The 24,189-nt window shown below is 69.7% G+C and carries 18 protein-coding genes; 8 read left to right on the top strand and 10 right to left on the bottom strand.

Features of this window, described 5'->3' with window-relative positions; translation table 11 throughout:
* Nucleotides 1–25: 25 nt before the first annotated feature.
* Together KEG38_RS36795 and KEG38_RS36800 are read left to right on the top strand one after the other, a co-directional pair.
* Complete coding sequence (locus tag KEG38_RS36795; protein ID WP_272425081.1) at nucleotides 26–2,020, top strand: OmpA family protein; 1,995 nt, start codon at nucleotides 26–28, stop codon at nucleotides 2,018–2,020.
* Nucleotides 2,017–2,877 (top strand): PPC domain-containing DNA-binding protein, encoded by an 861-nt coding sequence (locus KEG38_RS36800; RefSeq protein ID WP_272425082.1) that lies wholly within the window; start codon nucleotides 2,017–2,019, stop codon nucleotides 2,875–2,877. The genes KEG38_RS36795 and KEG38_RS36800 overlap by 4 nt, the downstream gene beginning before the upstream one ends.
* 27 nt (nucleotides 2,878–2,904) lie before the next feature.
* On the opposite strand, the gene KEG38_RS36805 is transcribed toward KEG38_RS36800, so the two are convergent.
* The 10 genes from KEG38_RS36805 to KEG38_RS36850 form a co-directional block, all read right to left on the bottom strand.
* Entirely contained in the window at nucleotides 2,905–3,495 is a 591-nt protein-coding gene (locus KEG38_RS36805; RefSeq protein WP_272425083.1) for a polysaccharide biosynthesis/export family protein, read from the bottom strand.
* A complete protein-coding gene (locus tag KEG38_RS36810) occupies nucleotides 3,495–4,880 on the bottom strand; it encodes a hypothetical protein (RefSeq protein WP_272425084.1) in 1,386 nt (461 codons plus the stop codon). The genes KEG38_RS36805 and KEG38_RS36810 overlap by 1 nt, the downstream gene beginning before the upstream one ends.
* Nucleotides 4,881–4,917: 37 nt before the next feature.
* The gene (locus tag KEG38_RS36815) at nucleotides 4,918–5,496 is read right to left on the bottom strand and encodes a hypothetical protein (protein WP_272425085.1); all 579 of its coding nucleotides are present in this window, start codon (nucleotides 5,494–5,496) and stop codon (nucleotides 4,918–4,920) included.
* A gap of 194 nt (nucleotides 5,497–5,690) precedes the next feature.
* Nucleotides 5,691–7,121 carry an AgmX/PglI C-terminal domain-containing protein gene (locus tag KEG38_RS36820; RefSeq protein ID WP_272425086.1) on the bottom strand — a complete coding sequence of 477 codons (1,431 nt, stop codon included), beginning with the start codon at nucleotides 7,119–7,121 and terminating at the stop codon, nucleotides 5,691–5,693.
* A 98-nt stretch (nucleotides 7,122–7,219) separates the two neighbouring features.
* A complete protein-coding gene (locus tag KEG38_RS36825) occupies nucleotides 7,220–7,801 on the bottom strand; it encodes a hypothetical protein (protein WP_272425087.1) in 582 nt (193 codons plus the stop codon).
* Between the two features lie 22 nt (nucleotides 7,802–7,823).
* A complete protein-coding gene (locus KEG38_RS36830; RefSeq protein WP_272425088.1) occupies nucleotides 7,824–8,075 on the bottom strand; it encodes a hypothetical protein in 252 nt (83 codons plus the stop codon).
* Nucleotides 8,076–8,127: 52 nt separating this feature from the next.
* Nucleotides 8,128–9,735 carry a tetratricopeptide repeat protein gene (locus tag KEG38_RS36835; RefSeq protein WP_272425089.1) on the bottom strand — a complete coding sequence of 536 codons (1,608 nt, stop codon included), beginning with the start codon at nucleotides 9,733–9,735 and terminating at the stop codon, nucleotides 8,128–8,130.
* Nucleotides 9,732–14,105 carry a tetratricopeptide repeat protein gene (locus tag KEG38_RS36840; protein WP_272425090.1) on the bottom strand — a complete coding sequence of 1,458 codons (4,374 nt, stop codon included), beginning with the start codon at nucleotides 14,103–14,105 and terminating at the stop codon, nucleotides 9,732–9,734. Before KEG38_RS36840 ends, KEG38_RS36835 begins: the two co-directional genes overlap by 4 nt.
* Nucleotides 14,102–16,510 (bottom strand): tetratricopeptide repeat protein, encoded by a 2,409-nt coding sequence (locus tag KEG38_RS36845; RefSeq protein WP_272425091.1) that lies wholly within the window; start codon nucleotides 16,508–16,510, stop codon nucleotides 14,102–14,104. Before KEG38_RS36845 ends, KEG38_RS36840 begins: the two co-directional genes overlap by 4 nt.
* Before the next feature lie 22 nt (nucleotides 16,511–16,532).
* Complete coding sequence (locus KEG38_RS36850) at nucleotides 16,533–17,432, bottom strand: hypothetical protein (protein ID WP_272425092.1); 900 nt, start codon at nucleotides 17,430–17,432, stop codon at nucleotides 16,533–16,535.
* 431 nt (nucleotides 17,433–17,863) lie between these two features.
* Here KEG38_RS36850 and KEG38_RS36855 point away from each other — a divergent pair, with 431 nt between their 5' ends.
* The 6 genes from KEG38_RS36855 (at nucleotide 17,864) to KEG38_RS36880 (ending at nucleotide 24,088) form a co-directional block, all read left to right on the top strand.
* Nucleotides 17,864–18,490: an RNA polymerase sigma factor gene (locus KEG38_RS36855; RefSeq protein ID WP_272425093.1), complete on the top strand. Its 627-nt coding sequence runs from the start codon at nucleotides 17,864–17,866 to the stop codon at nucleotides 18,488–18,490.
* A 20-nt stretch (nucleotides 18,491–18,510) separates the two neighbouring features.
* Nucleotides 18,511–19,572, top strand: a complete 1,062-nt coding sequence (locus KEG38_RS36860; protein WP_272425094.1) for a tetratricopeptide repeat protein — start codon at nucleotides 18,511–18,513, stop codon at nucleotides 19,570–19,572.
* A gap of 53 nt (nucleotides 19,573–19,625) precedes the next feature.
* Entirely contained in the window at nucleotides 19,626–21,398 is a 1,773-nt protein-coding gene (locus tag KEG38_RS36865) for a hypothetical protein (protein WP_272425095.1), read from the top strand.
* A 438-nt stretch (nucleotides 21,399–21,836) separates the two neighbouring features.
* Nucleotides 21,837–22,088: a hypothetical protein gene (locus KEG38_RS36870; protein WP_272425096.1), complete on the top strand. Its 252-nt coding sequence runs from the start codon at nucleotides 21,837–21,839 to the stop codon at nucleotides 22,086–22,088.
* A gap of 37 nt (nucleotides 22,089–22,125) precedes the next feature.
* Nucleotides 22,126–23,232, top strand: coding sequence for an FIST signal transduction protein (locus KEG38_RS36875; protein ID WP_272425097.1), 1,107 nt, complete (start codon nucleotides 22,126–22,128; stop codon nucleotides 23,230–23,232).
* 67 nt (nucleotides 23,233–23,299) lie between these two features.
* Entirely contained in the window at nucleotides 23,300–24,088 is a 789-nt protein-coding gene (locus KEG38_RS36880; protein ID WP_272425098.1) for an HAD family hydrolase, read from the top strand.
* The last annotated feature ends 101 nt before the right edge of the window (nucleotides 24,089–24,189 follow it).

The raw sequence follows: 24,189 nt of genomic DNA on the forward strand, positions 1-24,189 counted from the left end.
GGGACCGGGCCCGGACCGACCTGCCATGACATTCCTTCCTGCCCAGAAGCCCCATCGCCTTCGCTTGCTCGGCTCGCTGCTCGCAGCCACCTCCGCCTTGACCTTCGCGCCCGACGCCGCCCACGCGCAGTGTGATCCGCGCGCCGAGATTTCCGGCTGCATCAACGCGGACAACCTCTGGGTGCACGCGGGCGCAGGGCCGTTCCTCTCGCTCGGCACGCCTGTGCTCGCGCCCTCCGGCAAGGCCTCGTTCGGGCTCGCGCTCAGTTATCTCTCGCGGCCGATCGGCCTGCGCGTCGCGTCGCCGGATCCCGACGGGACCATCGTGCCCGTCGTCGACAACGCCGTGAACGCGACCTTCCTGTGGTCGCTCGGCGTGCACGATCGACTCGAGATCACGGCCGCCGTGCCGATCACGTTCTACCAGGACGGCACGGGCGCCGGCATCGCGACGGCGAGCGACGACGAGCTGCCCCGGAGCTCGATGCGCGACGTGCGCTTCGGCTTCGCCGCGTCGATCCTTCCGCGTCCTCGCTCGGGCAGCGCCGACGGCGCGAGCCTCATCGGCCGCTTCGAGCTCGCCGTGCCCGCGGGTGATGCCCAGGCATTCGCGAGCGGCCGGACGATCACGTGGTTCCCGTCGGTCCTCGCGTCGTACCGCCGCGGCCGCTTCGAGGCCGGCCTCGAGGCGAGCGCGCGCATCCGCGGCGAGTCGCGCCTGGTGAACGCGCGCGTCGGTTCGCAGCTCGGCGGCTCGCTCGGCGCGTCGTTCGACATCCTGCAAGATGGGTGGCTCACCGCGGCCGGTGAGGCGTTTGTCCTGTACAATTTCGCCACGCAGGCCCCGCCCGCGCGCACGGTCGATGAGCCCGAGAGCCCCGCGTTCGTGCCCGCGGAGTGGATCCTCTCGGCGACGACGGCGCCGATCCTCGGCGGCGACATGTCCTTCACGCTCTCCGGCGGCGGCCCGATCCCGTTCTCGTCCGAGGCCGCGGTCACCACGCCGCGCTTCCGCTTCGGTCTCGCCGCGCGTTACGCGCCCACGGGCCGCGACGTCGACAGCGACGGCGTGCTCGATCGCGACGACAAGTGCGTGAAGGTCGCCGAGGATCGCGACGGCTTCGAGGACGGCGACGGCTGCCCCGATCTCGACAACGACAAGGATCGCATCCCCGACACGCAGGATCGCTGCCGCGACGCGGCCGAGACGGTCGACGGCTTCAAGGACGACGACGGCTGCCCCGATCCCGACGACGACGAGGACGGCGTGCTCGACGAGGCCGATCAGTGCCGCAACGAGGCCGAGGACAAGGACGGCTTCCAGGACGCGGACGGCTGCCCCGATCCCGACAACGACGGCGATGGGCTGCTCGACAAGGTCGATCGTTGCCCGAACGGCGCCGAGGACAAGGACGGCTTCAAGGACGACGACGGCTGCCCCGATCCCGACAACGATCTCGACCAGGTCCTCGACGCGGCCGATCTGTGCCCCGACGCGCGCGAGGATCTCGACGGCTTCCAGGACGACGACGGTTGCCCCGAGGTCGACAACGACGAGGACGGCGTCGCCGACAAGGCAGACAAGTGCCCGCTCCAGGCCGAGACGATCGACGGCAAGGACGACGCGGACGGCTGCCCCGAGGCGGGCGCGAAGTCGCTCGTGCGCTGGTCGGGCGATCGCCTCGTCGCGGAGGCGCCCGTGCGGTTCGCCCCGGGCAAGGCGGATCTGGCCAAGCCGATGGAGGAGATGCTGCGGCAGATGGCGCAGCTCGCTCTCGGCCGCGCTCCGCTCGCCACCATCGTCATCGAGGGGTATGCCGACCGTGCCGGCGACGAGTCGCCGAAGGCCCTTTCTCTCGCAGAGAAGCGAGCGATCGTGGTGAAGGATGCGCTCGTGGCCGCCGGTCTGCCGGCGGATCGCATCACGGCGGCGACAGGAGATTCGGGGGAAAAGCGCGCTGCGACCGTGCCGCAGTTCGAGGTCACGGTGCAGCGGGACAAACGAGGAAAGCGTCGATGAACGTCGTCGAATCGAAGGGTATTCGCCATCTCGTCGTGAGAGCCGAGAGCGGCGAGGAGCTGCCGCGCGCGCTCGCGCAGGCGCTCGATGAGGCCTCCGCCAGGGCCGGTCGGCTGTCGGGAACAGGTGTGCTCGACAGCGTCGAGCTCGCGAGCGTCGACGCGGACGGCGCGCGTGTAACGCGGCGGATCGACACGCCCGTGATGGCCGTCTCGATCACGGGCAACATCGCGCAGGACGGCGCGGCCGTGAGCGTGCGGCTCTACGCCACGCTCGTGCAGGAGAGCCCGTTCGGCCTGCAGACGGTCGCCGGCGAGATCCTCTCGGCGCGCGCCCTCTCGCTCGAGGTCTTCGCGACCGCGCTCGACGACGTCGCGCTCGTACGGCAGGGCGACGATCGCTCCTTTGCCGCTGCCGCCTCGTCGCAGGCGCAACCGCAGGCCCAGCCGCAACCGCAGGCCCAGCCGCAACCGCAACCGCAAGCGCCCTCCCCTCCCCCGGCGCGCGCCGCGGCGCCTGCCCCGCGCATCACGCACCCGGAGCCGCCCCGCGCGCCCGCCCCGTTCCCTGCGGCCGCGCCCGCAGCGCCCGCCGAGCTCCCTTCGGCCCCGACGCCGCTCGCGCGTCCGATGCAGCACCGCGACGACGTGGAGGTCTACCCGGAGACCGGGGACCTCGTGAGCCACTTCCACTTCGGCGAGTGTGAGGTCATGAGCTCCGACGGCGAGCGTATCCGGCTGCGGCAGGAGAAGGACGGCCGCGTCCGCGAGGTCGCGCTCGGCATGCTCAAGATCGAGGCGCCGACGACCGATCCCGCCACGGGCAAGCGCCACTTCCGTTTGTCCCGCAAGCACTGACGCCCGGACAACCCCGGCGTCGAACGCCTACCACACGCGCTGCGGAATGTTGATCGAGTCGCCTGCCTGGAGCGGGACGTCGGGGATCGCGTTGTCGATGATGTCCTCGACGCTCACGATGGCGGCGCGCGTCTTGTCGCCGACCTGACGGCGGATCGTGACCTTGTCGCGGGCGGCCATCTGGTTGAAGCCGCCCGCGAGCGAGATCGCGCGGAGCAGCGTCATGCCGGGCTCGAAACGCAGCGAGCCCGCACGCTGCACCTCGCCGAGCACCTCGACGCGCTTGGAGTTGTACTCCTTCACGCTCACGCTCACGATCGGGTCGGTCAGGATCTCGTCGTCGACGAGCCGCTTGCGCACGGCCTCGGCGATCTGCTGCGGCTCGAGCCCGGCGACCTTGAGGCGCTTGATGTACGGCAGATCGACCGTGCCGTCGGGCGCGACCGTGAACGCCGTGGGCAGGTTGTCCTCGCGTACGATGCGCATCTCGAACACGTCGCCCACGCCTATGGTCGCGTTGCTCACGGGGGCTGGCAGATCCGCGGGGCGCGGACGCCCACCGCAGGCGACGAACATCGTGCCGATCGCGAGTGTCGCGAGGAGGTCGCGCCTCCGCATCACATGAGCCAGCGGGCGCCCAGGTAGGCCTCGAACTGCTGCCACTGGAGCTTGTCCTCGCCGATGCCGGGGATGGTGAGAGAGTTGTCGCTGATGCGCGAGTTGTAGCGCAGCGTCGTGTTGACGCCGAACGCGTCCTTGAAGCGATACTCGGCGAACCCCGAGGCGTCGATGCGGATGTCGGTCCAGGGGTTTTCCTGGATGCTCGGCGTGTTGATCGACGGGTTGACGAGCGCGGCGACGCCGGCGTCGACGATCACGACGAAACGGCCGCCGAAGAAATACGTGAGCTTCAGGTAGCCGCGATCGCGCTCGAAGAACGAGCCGATGTACGAGTCGTAGAAGTCACGCGTGAAACCGAGCGAGACGGACGAGAGCGTCGTGCTCGCGGCCTGCGGATCGGAGCTCGGGTTCGGCGTGAGGAAATAACGGAGCTCGGCCTGGCCGATGACGCTGTCGAAGTCCTGGACGGTCTCTTCCGTCTCGGTGGAGCTCGGGTCGTAGAAGCTCGCGCCCCAGCCGGCCATGAGCAGCGCGCCGAAGTTTTTCGTGATGAGGCCGTTGTAGCCGATCTGCACACGGAGCGGCGTCGAGCCCGTTTTGTCGCTCGGATCGAGGTACTGAACGATGCCGATGCGAGCGTCGTAGAGGAGCGCGGAGCGTGGCAAGAAGCGCCAGCGGCCTCGCGTCTGGAAGGTGTGGTGGATGTTCGTCAGGCCGGTGAAGCGGTTCGACTCGAACACCGTGCCGGCGAAGTTGTAACCGATGCGCCAATCGAGCAGGCCGCTGCCCGGGTTCCAGACGAGCTCGGCACCCGCGTTCGGCGTGAAGCGGTTGTAGCTCTCGGAAAAATCCTCGCGGATGACGCCTTCCTGCGTGGGCTGGATGAGGCGTCCGACGCTCGCGTAGATCGATCCGGACCAGGGGCGCGAGGGCAGGATGTTCAGGCGCACGTCGAACAGGCCGCTCAGGTTGCGCTGCTCCCACATGCGCTCCTTGCCCTCGGTCGGGCCGGAGACGGGGAAAAACTCGTTGTAGGTGACCGAGAGCCCGCCGGAGAACTCGGCCGTGGGCGGCGCCTGCGTGGTGGAGCCGCCCTTGCGCTGCGGGCCGAGCGTCGAGAACGAGAACGACGGCGTCACGCGCAGGCGCATCGCGCCCACCGGCTCGCCCGCCGCGTCGCCCTCGCTCGCGCGCAGAAAGAAGTTCGAGTCATAGCCGAACTCGAGCGCGACGCCCGGGTGCAGCTCGTAGTCGCCGACGCGGTAGCCCGGGCCCACGGTGAACCGGCGATCGGCAAGCCAGGGTTGGTCCTGACCGAACGCCGTGGCGGGCGCGAGGGTCGCGAAGGAGAGGGCCGCGATCAGGAGGCCACGGGTCTTCATGGGATCAGGTGAGGCTGAGGCGGTCCGGACCAACGCGTCACTTGATCACGCTCGCGGAGGGCGGCGGCTCCTGGACGATGATGGGAGGCGGGTAAAACGCCGGATCGTCGGGGATCCCAGGATCGATCTGCGTGACGGTCGACGTCTCGCCGAGGATGTCGGCGTCTTTCCCGATGCACTGGTTCGCCTCGGCCGTGAGCTGCTCGACGCGCTGCCGCAAGACGCCGAGGATCGTGAACTCGTGGGACGACAGATCCGCGTCGTCGCGCTTCACCGCGAGATCGAGCGACTGCCGGCGCTCGCGCGCGCTGCGCAGCGTCACGTCGATCTGGTTGAGTTTGTCGTTCAGGCAGAGCGTCTTCACCACGTCGCGCTGCGCCCGCGCCTCTTCGAGCAGGCGCCGCACGACGCTGCGCGCGCTCTCCATGCGAGCGAGGTACGTGTCCGTCTCCTGAAGCTGCTGCGCGGGCGTCAGCGTGACCTGACGCTGCAACCCCGCGTTCGTGTCGGGCGGCGCCGGAGGCGCGCCTTGCGCCTGCGCGGACGCGATGCCGGCCGCAACGAGCAGCGAAAGCGCGCAGAGCGCGCCGAAGCCGAGCATCCGTTCTCGCTGCATCGAAGTCCTCCGAAGGGCCAGACGGGGTCACTATAGAAGCGGGCGAGCGCACCTGTCAACGCGGGCAGGCGGAGAAACCCCGGGAAATCCAGCCGTTTGCGCGGCCGGTCCACGATGGTCTCTCGGGCATTCTGTTGCGGCGCGGGGGAGGAACATTCACGCGCCCTGGACGCGAGCAGGATCGAGGCGCGCGATTACTGGCTGACGAACGAAACCGGGATGACGACGGTCGCGCCGCCGCCCTCGGGGGGCGAGAACTGCGCGCTCTGCACGCGCGCCACGACGCAGGAAATGACGTCACCCGAGAGGCCGCCGCCGCCCGAGGGCGACGCGGAGAGGACCTCGCCGTTCGGGCCGATCTTCGCGGTGATGCGCACCGAGCCCTTCATCGTCGGGTCGGCCTGCAGGCCGCGGTTGTAACAACGGCGGAAGCCCGCGGCCATGCCGGCCACGACGGACGAGGCGTTCGCGACGTTACCGCCGGAGACCGCTGCGCCGCCGACGTTCGCGCTGCCCGTCGGCCCCTTCACCGTCTTCGCCGCGCCCTGCGAGCTCGCCGCGGTTGCCGCCTGCGTGTCGCCGATGTTCGCGAGGCCGCCGCCGCCGGCCGCGCCGGGGCGAACGGTGCCGCCGCCCGCGTTGCCCAGGTTCAAGCCCGCGATGCCGCCGAGGCCCGCGCCCGCGCCCGAGGCGGCCGCGTTGTCAAGCAGGCCGAGCGGGACGTCGCCACGATCGAGCACGCCGGCCGTCGCGTTGCCCGAGGCGTTCAGGGCGCCGAGCATCTGCATGTCGAGCTGGTTCAGCTCGTTGGCGATCGCCGCCGCGCGCGTGTCGCTGATCTTGCCGCCGCCCGCGCCCTTCGCTGCGGACGCGCCTGCCGAAGGCTTCGGCGCCTCGGCCGGCGCGGTCGAGGCCGGCGTGGGCTGCGTGTCGGTCTCCTTCGGCTGCTCGACCGGCGGCGGCGGGGGCAAGCTGCGCACGGTCTCGAGGATCTGCGCGACGTCGACCTCGTCGTTGACGAGCGGATCCATCCAGTCCGAGTAGATGGTGCCGACGGCGCCGAAGTGCAGGAGGAACGAGAACGCCGCGATGATCGTGGTGGTCCAGTCGATCGACTGGACGAATCCGCCGCGCACCGAGGCGGGGAGCTGCGGCTTCGGCTGGGGCGGCGGCGCAGCGACGAACTGGAAGAGGAAGGTCGTGTCGCCGACGACGATCTTGCCACGGGCGTCGTCGCTGAGCGGCACCTGGAAGGCCTGCACCTGGCCGACGCTGACCTTCTTCGCCTGCGATTTCAGCGAGGCGAGGTCACTCACGCCGGTCTTCAGCGCGACGCGGCCGGCCATGCCTTCGAGGAAGTTCAGCGCGTATTCGTTTCCTACGAGCTCGAACAGCCGAAAGCTCGGCGGCACGTTCTTGCTCGGCGTGACGAACATGCTCTTTTCGCTGGGGCCGATGGTGACGTGGGTGCGCTGCTTGATGATGCGCTCCTCGATCACCTTGCCGCCCTGGACGACCCCGACGCGCAGGACCTTGGGGCCCGTCGCCTGGTTCATGGCCCGCATGACCGCGGTCATCTGACCGGGCTTCGTCCCGGACCCCGTCTGCGTCGTCGTCTGCGTCATGAAAAGGGCCTCCGCCTGGGGCGATGAAGACGCCCAGCCGACACGGAAGTTTCAACCGGAAGGGTACACAAGCGCGGGAGATCGGTAAAGCACACGGCTCACGCGCCGCGTCTTCGGCCCGGGCGAGGCGCTCGCGGGGGGGCGCCTGGGGCTATGCGCTCGCGCAGGCCGAGGGCGTCGACGAGCGCGTCCACGGCTTTTCGCTGGTCGTCGGCGAGCTCGCGGGCGCGACGACCGAGGGCAGCGCAGGTGGCCGCACCGCCAAGGCCGACGACGAGGAGCGCGGGCGCGGCGAACGAGATCGATCCGGGGCGGAGGAGGACGGTGATCACCGCGAGGAGGAGGCCTCCGTAGGCGGCGATGCGCGTGGCGGCGCCGGGCCAGGATGCGCTCGCGTCGAGGGCGAGCTCGATCTCGGCGAGGAGCTCGTCGACGGCGGCGCTGCGGGCGTCGTCGGAGGTGTCGTCAGTCGACGCGATCACCGCGGCGAGGCGGCGCTCGACGCTGCCTTCCGGCGCACGCGCGGCGAGGGCCGCAGCGCGTTCGTTCATGGGGATGCGCTTCAGCGCGACAAGGAGCTCGGCGGTTTTGCCGGAGGTCGCGCGCCGGACGCGCGCGAGGTGCGCCCACGCGAGGAACACGGAGGCGAGGGCGATGAGGGCGCCGAGCGCGAGAATCAAGCGTCGAGGCGGGATCGTTGGATCAGAAAGGATCTTTGAAGATGGCCTCCTCGATGCGATCGAGGAACGGCTGCCGCAGCTCGGCGAGCGTGAGCTTCGGTTGGATGCGGCTCACGTCGACCGCGGCGATGGGCTTTTCGATGCGGCCGGTGATCGTGACCTCCGACAGCGTGATCGCGCCGCGAGGTTTTTTGTCCTTTTCTTGGGCCTCCGCGGTTCGTACGGACGAACCGAGGATCACGAGCCCGGCGAGGATCAGCATCGCTCTCCGCATGCGCGACCTCCGTTCCACAAGATGCTTCGTCTGACGGGCGCCGTCCATGTGCCTAGAAGCCCGGGGGCGGCGTAGAGAAAGGCGCGACGATGGTGCTCGTCGGCGTGGGCGCCGGCGCAGGGGGCGGCGCGGGTGTAGGCGCAGGCGCGGCGGAGCTACCATCCGGCGGCGCAGGCGCAGGCGGCGGGGCCGCAGAGTTCGCAGGCGGCGGCGGGGCCGCGGAGTTCGCGGGTGGCGTGCCCGTAGGCGCCGTGTTCGGCAGAGGCGGGGCTGCATCCGAAGCACCAGCATCCGCGTTGCTCGCCGGGCTCGGGAGCGAAGCGACGGGCGCAGGTGCTTCGGCAGCAGCAGCGGCCGCGGCCGAGAGCTCGCCTTCCTTGAGCTTCGCGCGCTGGAGGAGCTCTTCGGAGTCGTCGCGCTCTCCTTTGCGCCGGAGCTCTTGATACTTCTTCAGCTCGACGATCGCCTCGGCGACCTGCTGCTTGGCCGACATGCCGGGGACGCTGGGCGCGAAGAGGTAAAGCAAGCCGAGGTCGTAGTGGACCTGCGGCATGGAGGCGTCGCGCGCGAGCACCCACTCGAACTCGCGCTTCGCGTCGCCGTAACGGCCGAGCAAACGATACGTGTCGCCGAGCGCGAGGTGCGCGGGGAGGTTGTCGCCGTCGTAGCGGACCGCGCCTTCGAGGAGCGGGAGCGCCTCCTGGCCGTTGCCCGCTTCGAGAAGCATCGCGGCGAGCTGCACGCGCGCCTCGACGAGATCGGGCCTGCGTTGCACGGCGCGGCGGAAGTTGTCCATGGCGCCGGCGCGCTGGGATTGCTCACGCAGGATGAGGCCACGCAGCAGCAGCGCCTCGGGGTTTTCCTTGTCGCGCGGAGGATTGTCCGTGCCGAACCCGTCGAGGATCGCCTGGAGCGCGTAGAGCGCGAGATCGAGCCTGCGGTTGCGGTAGTGGTCACGGGCGATCACGACCATCGCAGGCCGGTAGTCCGGGTTGATCTTGAGCGCTTCCTGCGCGAGGCGTTGCGCCGATCCGGTGTCCTTCTGCAGGCTCTTCACCTCGGCGAGCGTGGCCGTGACCGCGGCCGAGCGAGGCATGGTGGCGCGCTTCTCGGTGAGAAGGCGTTCGGCCTCGCCGAGGTTGCCCTTCCGCGCTTGCAGCATCGCGTAGGCGATGATCGCGGGCTCGTAGTCGGGCGTGATGGAGAGGGCCTTCTGGTAGCTCGACGCGGCCTCGGGCTCGCGCAGGCGCTCCTGCACGGCGCCGAGCGAGTAGTGCGCGTGGTGCGCGCGCGCGTCGGTCTGGATGACCTGCTGGAAGAGGCCCTTCGCCGCGTTGAGATCCCCCGCGGCGAACGCAGCCATGCCTTGTTGATAAGGCCCAGCCGCAGCAGGCGGGAGCGGCGCGGGCGGGGGCATCGGCGGCGCCGTCGTGAGCGTCGGCGGCGCGCTCGGCGTCGGGCTCATGCCCACGACCGGCGGGGCTTGGCCCATCGGCTGGCCCCACGGGTTCATCCCGTTCGGGCCATTCGGATACGCGGCCGAGGGTTGCGGCGGCGTCTGCGGCTTCTGCTGCGAGGTCGTCTCCTCGCAGGAGGCCGCGAGGAGCGGCACGAGCGCGCACGCGAGAGCCGCGAAAACCAGGCGAGGCGAACGCTTCATGGCAACGTCACCGGGAGCGGCGCGGGCAGGCCGTCGGGCTGGAGCGCGGGCGCCATGCCCGGCCGCGTGCGCAGGAACATGCCGTCCTGGTACTGGAACGGCTGCCCCGTCTCGGGATCGATGATGCCCTGGCTCATGTCGCGGATCTTCGCGTCGCCGAGGATGTCCGTGAAGAACGCGAGCCTCTGGATCGCCTGGTCGACCTCGGGGTTTCGCACGTTCCACGCTCGCGCGTAGACCACGGCTTGCACGTAGAACTTGATCATGGCGCGGTCGGCGTCGTTGAGGAGCCGCTCGCGCGCCTCGCGCCACTGCTCGCGGCGCTTCTGGCGGATGGCGTCCGCGGTCTCCTGCAGGTCCTCGCGATCGCTCGTCTCCGCGAGCTTGAGGAGCTTCTCCTCGCGGTCGGTGTAGAGCTTCAGGCCCGGCGGGCGCGTGTTGTAGAGGCCCGTGCGGCACGAGTCGTAGAGCGAGCCTTGTCGCGCGAAGGCCGCGACGGACAAGGCGCGCGACTCGTACGTCTTGATCACGGACTGTAGGTCGTTGAAGTGCGTGTCGCCCGCCTTCTTGAGGTCATCGGAGTACGTCTTGACGACCTTGTCGATGACGCCGGCGTAGCGGTGGTGGCCGGCGTCGTAGTCCCACGACTGCCGGAGCTTGTCGTTGATGACGCCATAGGCGCACTCGGCGGCCATGTCGGCTTGCATCGTGCCGAGCGCCTTCTTGCCGTCGACGGCGGCGAACGCCTTGAACTTGTCGAACGCGCCGGTGGTGTTGCGGCACCACTCGAACGCCTTCGGATCACCGGCCGCCTTGCGCATCTTCGCCGCGTGGTAGGCCGCCTGGACGAGAAACGGCGTGGCCGCCGGCGTCAGGCGGTTCATCTCGTAGTAGCCCTCCATCGCGTCCATCGCCTTGATGCGCGCGGCCTTGTTCGCGCCCTCGTCGAGCCCCTTCTCGTCCCACGCCTTGAGGTCGGCCGACGCGACGATGTAGTCGATCTCGGCCTTCTGCTCGATCGGCGCCTCGAGGTTCAGGAACCCGTTGCGCGAGGCGATCATGCGATCCCGCTCGCCCACGTTCGCGTAGAGGAGCACCGCGCTGCGGGCCGCCTCGCGCCGCGCCGGTTTTTCGAAGCGGCCGTTGCGCGAGATCGTGTCGTACGTCTCGGCGGCGGCGCGGTAGTTGAAGAAGAGCACGTACGCCGCGCTGAGCGCGTCGTAGGCCTGCTTCAGGTACTTCACGCGCTCGGCGTAGCGCTTTGGATCCGCGGGCTTCGGCGGCTTCGCGGCCTCGTCGCCCTTCTCCAGCTTCGAGAGGTTCGCCTCGCTCCCGTACTCCTTGATGAAGAGCGTGTACATCTCGATGGCCTGGTCGTAGTCGCCGACCTGCTTGTAGCAGTACGCGCCGTTCATCGCGGCCTCGGGCGCCTCGTCCCGCGCCGGGGCCTTTTCGAGCGCCACGCGGTAGAGCGCCGCCGCCTCGCGCCACGCCTGCACGCGCTCGGGGCCGTCGGGCATCTTCTCGGCCTTCTCGAACTTCGCCGCGGCGTCGACGTAGTAGCCGCGCGAGATCGTGGGCTGGGCGATGCCCGTCTCCTTGAGCTTCTGCTCCTCGCTCACGGCGCAGCTCTTCGCCATCGCGGCCTCGGCGAGCGCGCGCGAGCGCGGCACGTCGTTCTCGAGGTTCGCCATCGTCGTGAGTTTTTCCCACGCGAGGTAGCCGAACGGCGTCTTGCCGCACTGCTCGGCGTAGATCGGCTCGAGCCTGCGGCGCGCCTCGGGGAAGTTGCCGTAGAGGAAGAAGAACTCGGCCGACTGGTACGCGTAGAGATCGCTGTTCTTCTGATCCTGGTTCGTCTGCGGATCCCGCGTCGAGAGATCACTCGCCGGAGGCACGCGCTGGATGTACTCGTCGCGCGCGGCGACCGCGTCCTTGATGACCTTCGGCAGCTCCTCGGCGACGACCTTCTGCTTGTCGTTCTCCGTGACGATCTTGAGGCCCGTGCGTTGCTCGATCCCCTCTTGCCCGCCGGTGCGCTTGTAGAGCTTGTACTGGTCGAGCAGCGCCTGGTACGCGGTGTCGACGACCATGAACGCCGCGGGCTGCAGGTGCTTGTCGTCCTCGTTCGAGTCGCGGACGTCGACGGCGGTGCGCCGCGCGGTCTCGACCTCGTCGACCGTCGGCGAGCGATCCATCGCCACCTGGATCACCACGACCATGTGGTTCGCGTCGGCGAGCCAGTAGCGGCTGTCGTACGCATCGGGCGCGTTCTCGTCCTCCTGCAGGACGCCCTGCCAACCGAGCGCGGCCATGCGGTACTCGGAGAGCGCACGTTCGAAGAGCTTGGTGCGCGTCTCCTGCTCGCCGCTCTGGATCGCTGCGTTCACGAGCGCGCTGCCCGCGTTCGTGTGATCGGCCGCGGCGCGTCGCAGGCCGCCGCGCACGAGGCGTTCGGCGGTCTGGATGGCCTCGGGATCGTCCTTGTTCGCCTCGACCCACGGCGTCTTGCCGACGTAGTTCGCGAGCTTCGTGCGCGCGTCGAGGGCTTTGGCCGCGTTCTCCGCGCGCTCGGCCGTGCCCTCGCGCGACTGGCCCGTGAGCGTGTCGTAGATGTCCGCGATCTGCGCCTGCATGACGGGCGCATCGCGGTGCATCGGCCACTTTTTGAGGATGAGCTCCGAGACCTCGATCGTGTTCCGGTACTGGTTCAGCTCCTTGAACTCGGCCGCGAGCGCTTTGTAGATCTCGACGGACCACTTGCGATCCTGCGGGATGAGCGCCGCGTTCTGCACACGCTCGATCGCGATGCGCATCTTCTGCTCGCGGATCCGCGGGTCCTGCTCGAGGTCGAGGATGTCGCTGCGCGGGACGAAGGGCTCGTCGGCCGCAGGCCCCGTGAAGTCGAGGAACGTGAGCGCGCCGGCGATGTACGTGTACGACTCGCCGCGGAAATCCGTGCCCGGATCACCCGTGAGTTTTTCCTGTTCGTCGGTGTACTTGAGCAGCTCGACGAACTGCCGGACGCTCGTCTCGTAGCGGAGCTGCTTGAAGTACGTCCAGGCGAGCTTGTACATCGCGACGCCGTAGACGGGCGGCTTTTTGTACTGGAGCGATCGCGTGTACGCGACCTCGGCGCGGTTCAAGCTGAAGGGCCCGCCGCCGGGATCGATCTCGTTGAAGTGGTAGTCGCCGATGAGCCACCAGACCTCGGCGAGGTACCGCGGCTCCGCGCCCTCCGCGACCTTCTGCGGGATCGGCTTGCAGCTGTCGGGGTACGGGTTGACGAAGACGAGCTCGTCCTCGATCGCCGGCGCCTCCGGCTCGGGCTCCGGCTCCTTCTGCTTGCCCTTCCCCTTGGCGTTCGTCTTCTTCGGCGGGGGCTGCGCGGCCTTGCGTTTTGCGGCCTCGCCGATGGGGATCGGGTGCCGCGCCTCCCAGCCGAGCCAGTAGTCGCGATCGTGATCCTGCGGGAGCTTGCCGACCACGTCGCGCGTCGGATCTTTCGGATCCGTAGGAACGGGGTACGGGTAGCGGTCGTGGCAGACGAGCGACCGGAAGACCTGCTGCGCCTCGAAGATCCGCGCCGAGTCGTTCAGCGCGTGGCCGAGGTAGTAGTAGACGCCGGCGAGCTCCTTGTACTGCGGGAACTCGCGGATGATGCGCTTGTAGAGCGCGATCGCGGGCCGGAGGCCGATGGCCAGATCGTCGGAGACGTCCGTGTCCTCGCGGGCGCGCTCCTCGTAGAGCGCCGCGAGGCGGAACATGGCCGTGGGCGTGCTCTCGGGGTGCGCGTTCCTGCCGCTGTACGTATCGACGAACTTTTCGAGGCGGCGGATCGCCTCCTCGCGCGCCGTCCGGAGGTCCCTCTGCTCGACGTCGATCTCGCGATCGAGCGCGGCGATGACGCGGCGCCTTCGCTCTTCGTAGTGCTGCTGGATGATCCGCGTGATCGAGGAGCGGTAGTCGCGCGCGGCCTGCTCGTACGCCGCGGCTTCCTTCTCGAGCTCCGCGAGCACCGCGACCTGCTCGGGCGTGGGAGGAGGAGGCGGAGGCGCCTGCACGCGCGGCTTGAACGCGGGCGTCGGCGGTGGGATGGGCGGCGCGCTCGCGGACGTCGTGGGAGCCGCGCTCGGAGGCGCTGCGGTGGGAGGCACTGCCGTCGGAGGCGCGGCGCTCGACGGCGCCGTGGGAACCGCGCCCGGAGGGGCCGTGGGCATCGCGGCCGGAGGCGCCGTGGGCGCTGCCGTCGGAGGAAAAGGCTGCGGCTGTGACGCGGCGCTTCCCGCGACGCACGTCGCCACGAGGAGCGCGAGGATCGACGACGCGCCACGACCCGACCGCGACGAGGATCGACGAAGCACGCTCATTTGCCCTCCGTCTCGGGCGCGCCGCTGTCGTCGAGGACCTCGTCGAGCTCCTCCCGCAAGAGCTTCTCCTCGCGCGCTCGCTCGACGCGCAGGCTGCGCACGCGGGTCATCTGCTCCTCGCGCACCTCCCACGCCTCCTCGGTGATGCCCACGTCCGCACGCAAGACGATGCTCCGCAGCCGGTCGCGCACGAGGCCGAAGTTCCGCATGGCCACCTCGCCCACGACGCCGCGCGCCTCCTTGTCGAGCCGCTCGAGCTCCACCTCGTACCCCACCACCGCGGCCGTCTCGCGCGCCAGGATCGCCCGCACGTCCGTCGTCCTCCGCGCGACCTCGCGCTCGAGCTCGCTCAACGCCGCGAAGACCTTCGCGTCCGTCTCGTCGCCCTTCTGCAGGAGCGGCGCGACGCGCTTCGCGTAAGCGGCGAGCGATGCACCCCCCTGCCCCGCCATCGCGAGCTGCACCTCTCGCACGATCGCCTCGCGGTACGCCTGCCGTACCTGCGCGTCCTCGATGAAGCGCTGATCGCCGAAGCCGACCTGCATCTTGCCTGCGCCCACGAGCTTGCGGAGGTCCACGATGTGCTTGCGGTAGACCGCGAGATCGCGCTCGTGCACGGCGAGCTCCTGCTCGAAGCGCGCGACCGCCGCCGGATCCCGCACGACGCCCGCCTGCGGCGCCTCGCGCAACATGCGCCGGAGGCCGTTCACCTGCGCCTGGAGCGAGTCCACCTCGAGCGTCATGCGCTGGACCGACTGCGACGCGCCGTTCCACTGCTTGAGCGCCTGCCCCTCGCGCTCCTGGAAATCCGAGTCGTTGACCGGAATCAACCCGAGCCGTTTTTCCAGCGAACGGCGGCGCGCGCGCACCTGTCCGATCTCGCCCGAGAGCGCCGAGGACTCGATCTCGTCCATGCCCTGCCCGATCGAAAGCCGCGCGAGACCCACGCGGTTGATGAGCCCGAGCGCCTTCTCCTCGCCCGCCTTGAGCTCGGGGAACGCGCGGACGCGGTTCGTCGAGGCGACGACCGCGTTCAGCTTCTCGATGAGATCGTTCGACTGCTGAATGAGCTCGCGGCACTGCGCGATGCCCTCGATCACGGCGAACGCGGCCGGGCCGTCCTCCGCCTCGCGCGCCCACTGGATCGCCAGCGTGGGCAAGCCGGAGCTCGAATCGAGGACGTCGAGCTGCTCCTGGCTCAGCTTGTCGTAGTAGACGGCCGGATCGCTGGTCGCGCCGAGGAACGCGTCGACACGCGCGCGCATCGGATCGTAGTTCGCACGTACGCCCTCGTAGACCTTGAGCGACTTTTCGAACTGGCCCGCGCGCAGCATGAGGTCGGCGCGGAGCAGCGAGCCGTCCGCGATGTTCTGGCTGTTCGGATCCGCGACGGAGAGGACCTCGAGAGCCCGCTGTGCGCGCTCGACGTCGCCGAGACGGACGTACACCCAGCCGAGCTCGTACAGCATCGTCCCGAACTCCGGCGAGGATCGGTCGATGTGGTTGTACGCATCCACGGCCTGCGCCCACTGATCCGACTCGTAGAAGAGCCGCCCGATCGCGAGCCATGCCATGTCGATCACCCGCTCGTGCTCCTTCGAGTCCGGCGGGAGCTGCGTGACCTTGCGGAACTGATCGATCGCTCCGACGTAACGGCTCCGCGGCGCGCGCGGCGGCACCTCGCCCTCGGCGAGCGGGACCGGCGGCGGCGTCGCCTCCTTCATGGCCACGACGCCGAGCAGATACCCCGCCTGATGCGCGTACTCGCTCTTCGGATCGACCGGCGCGAGCGCCGCCTTCGCGCCCGCCCAGTCCTTCTTCACGACGAGACCTTTTCCGCGCGCGTACGAAATCCCGCTCGTCACCGCGGCAGGCGGGAGGCGGTTCATCGCGGCGAAGACGTCGTCGAGGTGCCGGTAATCCTTCGTGCGCAGCGCGATGTCGACGAGCCGCTCGAGCGCCTTGCCCTGGTAGGTCAAGAAGCGCGGCTCCTGTGTGCGGTCCGTGATCTTGAAGTAGACGCGCCGCGCCGAGAGGTACTGACGCGACTGGAAGTACGTCTCGCCGAGCAGCGAGAGCGCGTCGGGGTACGCGGTCGGGTGATCGGGGTACTTCTCGATGATCTCGTTCAGCAGCGTCGCCGCGCGCTCCCAGTCCCTCGAGCCCACGAGGAGCACGGCGTCGGCGATGCGCTGCGCGGGCGTACGCTCGCGGCCCTTCGACTTCTGGATCGCGTCCTCGATCGCGCGCAGGCCGTTCGACGCGATCGTGATCTGCTGCGAGGCGCCGGTGATCGCCTGCTCGGGGTCGAGCGCGTGGGCGAGGCTCGGCGCGAGGGCCGCGAAGGCCGCGACGAGGCCCGCGAGGAGCGCCTTCCGCGTGCGGAAACCGCGTGTGCCGTTCATGCGTGCGCCTTCCGGAGATCGCTCACTTGGCGACGCCCTGCGGCGCCGGCGCGCCCGCGGGGGCGTTCGGATCCGAGAGCCCTTGCGTGACCTTCTCGACGAACCGCACCGCGGGGCGCTCCTCGATCGGCGTGGTCACGCCGCCCTTCTCGAACGACACGATCTGCAGCGTCATCGTCTTGCCTTCGAGCGCGGTGAACGAGTGGTTCGAGCGGACCTCGAGCCTGTAGCCGCGCATGTAGGAGAAGACGCCGTAGCCGTTGCCCTGCAGGTTCACGAGGACCTGCACGGTGTGATCGCCGGGCGGGATCGAGCCGTTGAAGATCGGGATCTCGCCGGCCTCGGCGATCGCGCCCGTCTGATCGGTCTTGTTGTACTGAACGGCGCCGTCGAGGACGACGAGCAGGCGCGTGATCTTGAAGGCGCCCGAAAGCTCGTTCGTGTACTTGAGGTTCGCGCGGGAGCCGGCGCCGCCGCTCGACAGGATCGTGTCGCTGAGCAGCGAGAGCCGCGTGTGACTGCGACGGATCTGCTCCTTCAGCTCGTCGATGCGCTGCTCGAGATCCCGCAGTCGCACCGCGTACGTCTGGCCATCCATGCCGGGCGCGGGCTGCTGCGCCCCGGGGGCGGGCTGCGCGCCGGGCATCCCCGCGGGAGGCGCGGGTTGCATGCCGGGCTGCATCGGCGGCTGGGGTTGCAGGCCCGGCTGCGGCTGAGGTTGCATGCCGGGTTGCATCGGCGGCTGCTGCATGCCGGGCTGCGTCGGCGCCGCGGGGAGCGGGGTTTGGCCGGGCGGAACGGCCTGAAGCGCACCGGGGCCGGCCGCAGGCGGTGGCGCCGTGGGGGCCTGGGCGAACGCCGGCGCCACGGTCAGCCAGGTTGCCGCGAAGGTCACGGCGAGCGTCTTCGGGAGCAATCGCATGAAGACCAACCCCAATCGTCGAAGGAAGGCGGGAGGACACGCTGTCGCCCGGCCATGCTTGCCGGCCTTCGCAGTGTACGTTCCGGGAGCGCGCTGATGCAACCGAGGACCCGGCGCGACACGGGAACGTGACGTGGCGTGAATTTGCTGGCGCTCCGTGTCCGCCCTGGCGCGAGGTCTTTCCAAGGCGCCCCGCTACCCAAACTTCGCGGCTCCGCCCGTGTCCCGATCCGGTAAGGTGGCGTCGTGCAGCGACGACCCCCTGCGATCAGAACTTCGGGCCCCGTCGCGCGTCCCATGGAGCAGTTCGACGCTTGGGGCTTCGGGTCGCCTGACGGCGCCCTTCGCCCCAAACCCCGGTTCGCTCTTCGCCACGGCCCCCTTTCGCCCGCCTCCGCATCCGCGGGAGTGCGAGGAACGAGGAGGTGACGATGGCGAGCATCTCTCGCGAGGAGGTGACCGACGAGGTCCTGATGATGCGGTTCCAGGGTGGTGACCGAGCGGCGTTCGCCGGTCTCGTCCGTAGGCACAAGACGAACGTCTACAACTTCATCCTTCGCCAGGTCCGCGCGCCCCAGATCGCCGAGGATCTCGTGCAGGACGTGTTCGTCAAAATCGTGCAGAACGCAGCCGACTTCAAGCATGAGGCCCGCTTCTCCACGTGGGCCTACGCCATCGCCCGGAACGTCTGCATCGACCACCTGCGGAAAGCCGCGCTAAGGCGGCATCCGTCGCTGGATCAGGCCACGAGCACGGGAAGCGGCGAGGAGGGGCCGACGCTCGCCGAGCGCACGGCCGACGCGCACCCCACGGCCTCGGTCGAGCGGGTCGCGATCGGCGCCGAGCTCGGGCATCGGATCACCCACGCCGTGGAGCGGTTGCCCCCCGAGCAACGCGAGGTCTTTCTTTTGCGGGAGATCGGCAACGTGCCGTTCAAGGACATCGCCGAGATCACCGGGGTGCCGGAAAATACCGTCAAGAGCAGGATGCGATACGCCCTCGAGCGCTTGCAGGAAGCGCTCGCCGAGTACGAGGACTACGCTCGAGCCCTGCGATAAACGCCGGGCAAGGTGCTCCCATGGATTGCCAGAAGTTCGACCAGGTCGTGATGGATGCGCTGTACGAGGAGCTCGACGAGCTCACGTACGCGGCGCTCCGCCGGCACGTGGAGTCCTGCGCGCGCTGCGGCGAGGCCTGGAACGGGCTCCGCGCGACGCGCGAGGTCGCGATGCTGCCGCTCGAAGAGCCGAGCCCCGGCCTCGAAGATCGCATCCTCGCCGCAGTGACGGACGCGCAACGCACGACGCCCTGGCACCGCAAGGCCCTGCGCGCCCTCGCCTGGGCCGGCAGCCACGCGATGCGGCCGCAGCTCGCGATGGCCGCGCTGTTTTTCCTGGTGATCGGTTCGAGCCTACTCTTGCTCCGCGCCAAACCCGGCACGGTCGGGATCACGCCGGTGCGCGTGACCGAGCGCGGCGTGCCCGCGCCGGACGAGGGGGATCTCTCGCAAGCTGCCGCCCCAGCCCAGCCCCCGCCGGTGGCCGCAGTGCCCATGCCGATGGCCGCCGCCGAGCCCGCGGAGGGCGCGAAGAAGAGCAAGGACGACGCGGCGGACAAGGCCGCGGCGAAGGAGACGGACGGCGCGGGGAAGGCGCTCGCCGAGGCGCGGGCCACGCGTGACGGCTCGGGCTGCGACGCGGCGCTCCGGCTGTACGACGACGTCGGCGCGCGTTACCCGGGCACGCCGCAGGCCGCCGACGCGATGTGGGAAGCGGCGCAGTGCCAGCGCAGCCTCGGCAACACGGATCGCGCGAGGGAGCTTTATTCGGCGCTCAAGCAGAGCGACGGATACAAGGCGCGCGCCGAGGAGGCGCTGAAGGAGAGCGAGGCGCAGACGCAGATGAACAACGCTGGAGGCGGCGCCGTGGCGAACCGCGCCGCAGCTCCGGCCCCAGCGCCGCCGGCCGCGACGGCAACGGTCGCCGGCAAGCCCGCGGGCAGGGCAGCCGCAGCCTCGCCCGCGCTGGAAACCGAGGCGAATGAGGCCAAGGCCGCGCCGGGGGGTGGTCCGGGCCGAAACGTGAACGCCGCGCCGAAACGCGCATACGAGCCCGCCCCGAGCAACGCCGCCGGCTACTGATCGGGTCATCAACGGCCTCCCGAAACCGGGCCGCGACCCGCTAGACTCGGCGCATGCGCCGATCACGCCTTTTCTTGGGCCTCGTTCCTGCCCTGCCCGTGGCCGTTGCCGTGGGCGCTTGCACCGAGGCGCCCGTCAACGTGGGCCTCGTCATGATGGCGCCCCAGGGGCTCCTCGACACGGCGACGCGCGTCACGCTCCGCGTCTTCGACACGGGCAACGCGACGTGCACGCCCGCGACGGGCCGCGTGGAGAACGCCCCCACGGGCGACGCCGTGCAGACGTTCGAGCTGCAGAAAGGGAGCTGCGGCGAGGGCGTCACGTGGTGCAAGGAGATCGAGCTCGATCGCGACGGCGCCGAGAAGATCTTCGCGGTCACGGCAGAGGGCAGCGCCGGCGTGCTCGCCGAGGGCTGCGCCGTGGAGAAGGTCGATCAGGACCCGCTCGAGGTGACGATCAAGGTCCAGCGGTACACGCCGCCCGCGTGCTGCAACGACGGCGCGATCGGGACCGGCGAGCAGTGCGACCTCGGCCCGGAGAAGGCGCTCGCCTGCGACGGCAGCCCCGCCGAGACGTGCGGCGGCATCGCGCCGGACGCGGTTTGTCGGTGCGACTGCACGGCGCAGGAGATCCTGCTCTCCGTGGACAACGTGGTGAAGCCCGAGCTCTACAACGACGGGCCGGGCACGAAGACGCACCTCGCGATGGAGTTCTGCCCGGGCATCGACGCAACCAAGAACGCGCTGCGCACCGCGTACACGAGCACCACGGGCAGCGGCGGCGGCGACATCCTGATGCGCTTCCTCGCCGCGGATCTCTACCCGATCCAGAAGCCCTATCCGCTCGCGCAGCAGCTCCAGCTCCCCGCGCGCTGCACCACCCTGACGGCGTCGGGCCCCCCGCTCGTGCAGCGTGATCCTTCGCTCGCGCCCGTCGGCTTGAATCACGTGGCGATCGTCTACGCGAGTGATCAGGAAGCGACGAACAACTACCACATCTACTTGAACGCCCAGAACGAGTGGGGCTGCGCGGACGTGCCGCCGCTGAAGGTCAGCACGCAGGTCGGCGACGTGCAGATCCGACCCGACATTGCAGGCGGGCCCGAGGACGCCGCACTCGTCGTGTGGAACCGCGGCACCGGCGTCTTCGGTCGCATCTGGAAGAAGACGGGCGATCTCGAGCCCGCAATGGGCGAGATCCCGATCGCGACGAACGGCTCGGCCCCGCGCGTCGCAGGCAACAAGGACGGCTGGGTGGTCGTCTACCAAGGCGCAGGCGACGGCGACGGCAACGGCATCGTCATGGTGATGGTCAAGCCGAACGGCGACGTCAGCACGCCCGAGCTCGTGAACGACGCGACGACGGGCCTGCAAGATCAACCCGACGTGGCGATGCTCCCCGACGGCCGCTTCATCGTCATCTGGCACGCGGGCGGCGACATCTTCTTCCAGCGCTACAACGCGGATGGGAGCCGCGTCCCCGGCACCGAGGATCAAAAGGCCGTGAACACCACGACCGCCGGCTTGCAACAGAACCCCAAGGTGGCCGCGGGTCTCGGCTTCTTCACGGTCGTCTGGGAGGACGAGCGCGGCACGATCGGCGCGCGCTTCATCGGGGGCACGTCAGGCTTCGGCTACAACAGCGTCACCGGCCAGAACGACGCGTTCGTCGCGAACATCCCCGATCCCGCAGGCACAAGCGGTCTCCGCAAGGGCCCCGCGGTGGCGATCGGCGGCGCAGGCTTCGTCGCCATCGGCTGGCAAGACGACAGCCCGAGCCACTTCGGCGTGTACGTGCGCCGCTTCCCGTTGCCGATCGGGCTGTAAGACTCGTCTTGGGGCCGCTGTGCTGGGGCGTTGCCCCAGGCCCCACCAGGGGCTGTCCGCCCCTGGACCCGGACCAGCGCAAGCGCTGGACCCGGGGTCGATGAACTGCGCGATGCGCAGTTCATCGAACAGGCCGCAGTCAAGACCATGAGCGACCCTGCTCATCAAGACAGCGGCGCTGCCCTTTCGACTGGCAACGCGGTCCCACCGGCCTGTTGGAAGAACTGCGCAACGCGCAGTTCTTCCATCACGAGTCCAGGGCTTGCCCTGGTCCGGGTCGAGGGGCGGATAGCCCCCGCGGGGCCCGGGGCAGCGCCCCGGCGCGGCGCCCAAGAAGAGATCACCCCTCAGCCCTCGCGCGTGATGTGACGTTTGTGCGATGATGACTCTGGGGCGGGAGATCGCGCCGCGTTTTGAGGCGCGAGACCTCGCGAAAGCATGTCGGGGAAGGTCAAGCAGATCATCGACGCCATCGTCGCCCATCGCTCGCGGGGCAACCCGACGATGGCGGGGTTCGTCCGCGCGAAGCTCATGCTGAAGGGCATTGATCCTTCGAAGCACACGGACACCACCTCTGACGATCCTGAGGTCCTTCGCAAGCTCGAGGCCCTTGCGCGCGAGCTTGGCGTCGACCTGTCTGCGCAGCCTGCGGGCGTGTCGTGGCGACCGCCGCCTTCCTCGCAACGCTAGCCATCCTCTTCGAGAGCACGCAGGGAGAAGTGTCAACGTGCCCGTTCGAACTGCTCATGCGACCGTGATCGGCGCGGACGACGTCGCGCGCTTGATGCGCGCGGAGCTCGCCTCGGTCGAGCCTGTCGTGGTCCTTTATTTTGCCGGCGGCCGCCGGGATCCTCGCGCGCTCGCCGAGGCGATGCAGCGTGCGTTTCCGGGCGCGCTCGTGGTCGGGTGCACGACGGCTGGCGAGCGCGAGGGCTGCGCGTGGCGCAAGGGCTCGGTCGTTGCGATGGCGCTCGGCAGCGAGATCGTGCGGGACGCGGCTGTCGCCGTGATCGAGGACATCCGCGGACGCACCGACGTCAAGCACGCGCTCGCGCCGCTCGAAGCGCACTTCGGGAGACCGCTCTCGAGCCTGGATCCATCGCAGCACGTGGGCCTCCTCTTCGTCGACGGCCTCAGCAGCGCCGAGGAGCGCCTCATGGATCGGCTCGGCGACCTCACCGACATTCCGATCCTTGGCGGCTCCGCGGGGGACGATCTCACCTTCACGTCGACGTGGGTCGCGAAGGACGGCATGGCCTTCACGAACGCCGCGGTCCTGCTCCTGCTCGAGCCTGCGGTGCCGTTCCGCGCGTTCAAGACGCAGAGCTTCCGCCCGCTCGATCGCGCGCTCCGCGTCACTGCCTGCGACGAGGCCGCGCGCGTCGTGCATGCGTTCGACGGCAAACCCGCGGCGACTCGGTACGCCGAGGTGCTCGGGATCCCGGCGGACGAGCTCGCGAACCACTTCCAGAACCACCCGCTCGGCCTGATGGTCGGCGACGACCCCTTCGTGCGCAGCCCCCAGCAGATCCGCGGCGAGAGCGTGGTCTTTTACTGCAACGTTCCCGAGGGCACGGTCCTCACGGTGCTCGAAGCGAGCGACATCGTGGAGGACACGCGCTGCGCGATCGCGACGGCCCGCGCGGAGCTCGGCGGCGCGTCGGCGCTCGTCAACTTCGACTGCGTCCTGCGCACGCACGAGATCGAGTCGCGAGGGCTCATCGAGCCGTACGGCGCGCTCTTCGAGGGCATCCCGACGGTCGGGTTCAGCACGTACGGCGAGCAGTTCCTCGGCCACGTGAACCAGACGGCGACGATGCTCCTCTTCGGCTGATCGCCTCCTCGGGACGAGCTCGCCGCGGGGCTTCCCGTGGGCCTCTCAGGGCTCCATCTGCCCCCCCATGGCGTTCGAGGGGATCCTCTTCGACGTGGATGGCGTGCTCGTCGATTCGCCGCACGAGCGAGCCTGGCGGGACACCTTGGAGGAGCTCATGCGGGGCCCGTGGAAGGACCTCGCGGCTCGGTCGCGGTACACACCGGAGCGCTTCGACACCGCGGTCTACCAGGAGATCGTCGCCGGCAAACCTCGCGAGGACGGGGCGCGCGCGGCGCTCGAGTACTTCGGCGTGCCCGACGCCGCGGCCCACGCCGCGGAGTACGGCGCGGCGAAGCAGGCGAAGATCCTCGGCCTCATCCGGGCAGGCGCGTTCCAGGCCTTCCCGGACGCGCTGCGGTTCGTGCTCGACGCGCGCGACATGGGCTTGCCGATGGCGGTCGCGTCGTCATCGAAGAACGCGAACGAGCTGCTCGCGCGGATCGTCGTGCCCGAGCCCATGCCGGGCATCCGGCCGGATCCACTCGGGAAAGAGCCGGGCACGACGCTCGTCGACCTCTTCGACGCGAACGTCTGCGGCCGGACGTTTCCGAGGGGCAAACCCTACCCGGACATCTTCCTCGGAGCCGCGGCGGATCTCGGCGTGCGGCCCGAGGCGTCGCTCGTGGTGGAAGATGCGACGTCGGGGGTTCAGGCGGCGAAGGCCGGCGGGATGCGCGTGATCGGGGTGGCGCGGCTCGGAGACGAGGAGCTCTTGCGGGCGGCAGGGGCGGACCTCGTGGTGACGTCGCTCGACGAGGTGGATCGAGACGCACTCGCACGAGGGACGCTCGCGCGCGTCAAGAAGGCGGCGTGAGCCGTTGCGCCGGGGCGCTGCCCCGGACCCCGCGGGGGCTGTCCGCCCCTCGACCCGGACCAGCGCAAGCGCTGGACCTTTTGTGGAAGAACTGCGCGATG

Source organism: Polyangium jinanense, assembly GCF_028435265.1.
GTDB lineage: Bacteria > Myxococcota_A > Polyangia > Polyangiales > Polyangiaceae > Polyangium > Polyangium jinanense.

What these genes read in the sequence shown, in the direction of transcription:
- KEG38_RS36795 (WP_272425081.1), top strand. Translation starts at nt 26, where the DNA reads ATGACATTCCTTCCTGCCCAGAAGCCCCATCGCCTTCGCTTGCTCGGC.
- KEG38_RS36800 (WP_272425082.1), top strand. Translation starts at nt 2,017, where the DNA reads ATGAACGTCGTCGAATCGAAGGGTATTCGCCATCTCGTCGTGAGAGCC.
- KEG38_RS36805 (WP_272425083.1), bottom strand. Translation starts at nt 3,495, where the DNA reads ATGCGGAGGCGCGACCTCCTCGCGACACTCGCGATCGGCACGATGTTC.
- KEG38_RS36810 (WP_272425084.1), bottom strand. Translation starts at nt 4,880, where the DNA reads ATGAAGACCCGTGGCCTCCTGATCGCGGCCCTCTCCTTCGCGACCCTC.
- KEG38_RS36815 (WP_272425085.1), bottom strand. Translation starts at nt 5,496, where the DNA reads ATGCAGCGAGAACGGATGCTCGGCTTCGGCGCGCTCTGCGCGCTTTCG.
- KEG38_RS36820 (WP_272425086.1), bottom strand. Translation starts at nt 7,121, where the DNA reads ATGACGCAGACGACGACGCAGACGGGGTCCGGGACGAAGCCCGGTCAG.
- KEG38_RS36830 (WP_272425088.1), bottom strand. Translation starts at nt 8,075, where the DNA reads ATGCGGAGAGCGATGCTGATCCTCGCCGGGCTCGTGATCCTCGGTTCG.
- KEG38_RS36835 (WP_272425089.1), bottom strand. Translation starts at nt 9,735, where the DNA reads ATGAAGCGTTCGCCTCGCCTGGTTTTCGCGGCTCTCGCGTGCGCGCTC.
- KEG38_RS36840 (WP_272425090.1), bottom strand. Translation starts at nt 14,105, where the DNA reads ATGAGCGTGCTTCGTCGATCCTCGTCGCGGTCGGGTCGTGGCGCGTCG.
- KEG38_RS36845 (WP_272425091.1), bottom strand. Translation starts at nt 16,510, where the DNA reads ATGAACGGCACACGCGGTTTCCGCACGCGGAAGGCGCTCCTCGCGGGC.
- KEG38_RS36850 (WP_272425092.1), bottom strand. Translation starts at nt 17,432, where the DNA reads ATGCGATTGCTCCCGAAGACGCTCGCCGTGACCTTCGCGGCAACCTGG.
- KEG38_RS36855 (WP_272425093.1), top strand. Translation starts at nt 17,864, where the DNA reads ATGGCGAGCATCTCTCGCGAGGAGGTGACCGACGAGGTCCTGATGATG.
- KEG38_RS36860 (WP_272425094.1), top strand. Translation starts at nt 18,511, where the DNA reads ATGGATTGCCAGAAGTTCGACCAGGTCGTGATGGATGCGCTGTACGAG.
- KEG38_RS36865 (WP_272425095.1), top strand. Translation starts at nt 19,626, where the DNA reads ATGCGCCGATCACGCCTTTTCTTGGGCCTCGTTCCTGCCCTGCCCGTG.
- KEG38_RS36870 (WP_272425096.1), top strand. Translation starts at nt 21,837, where the DNA reads ATGTCGGGGAAGGTCAAGCAGATCATCGACGCCATCGTCGCCCATCGC.
- KEG38_RS36880 (WP_272425098.1), top strand. Translation starts at nt 23,300, where the DNA reads ATGGCGTTCGAGGGGATCCTCTTCGACGTGGATGGCGTGCTCGTCGAT.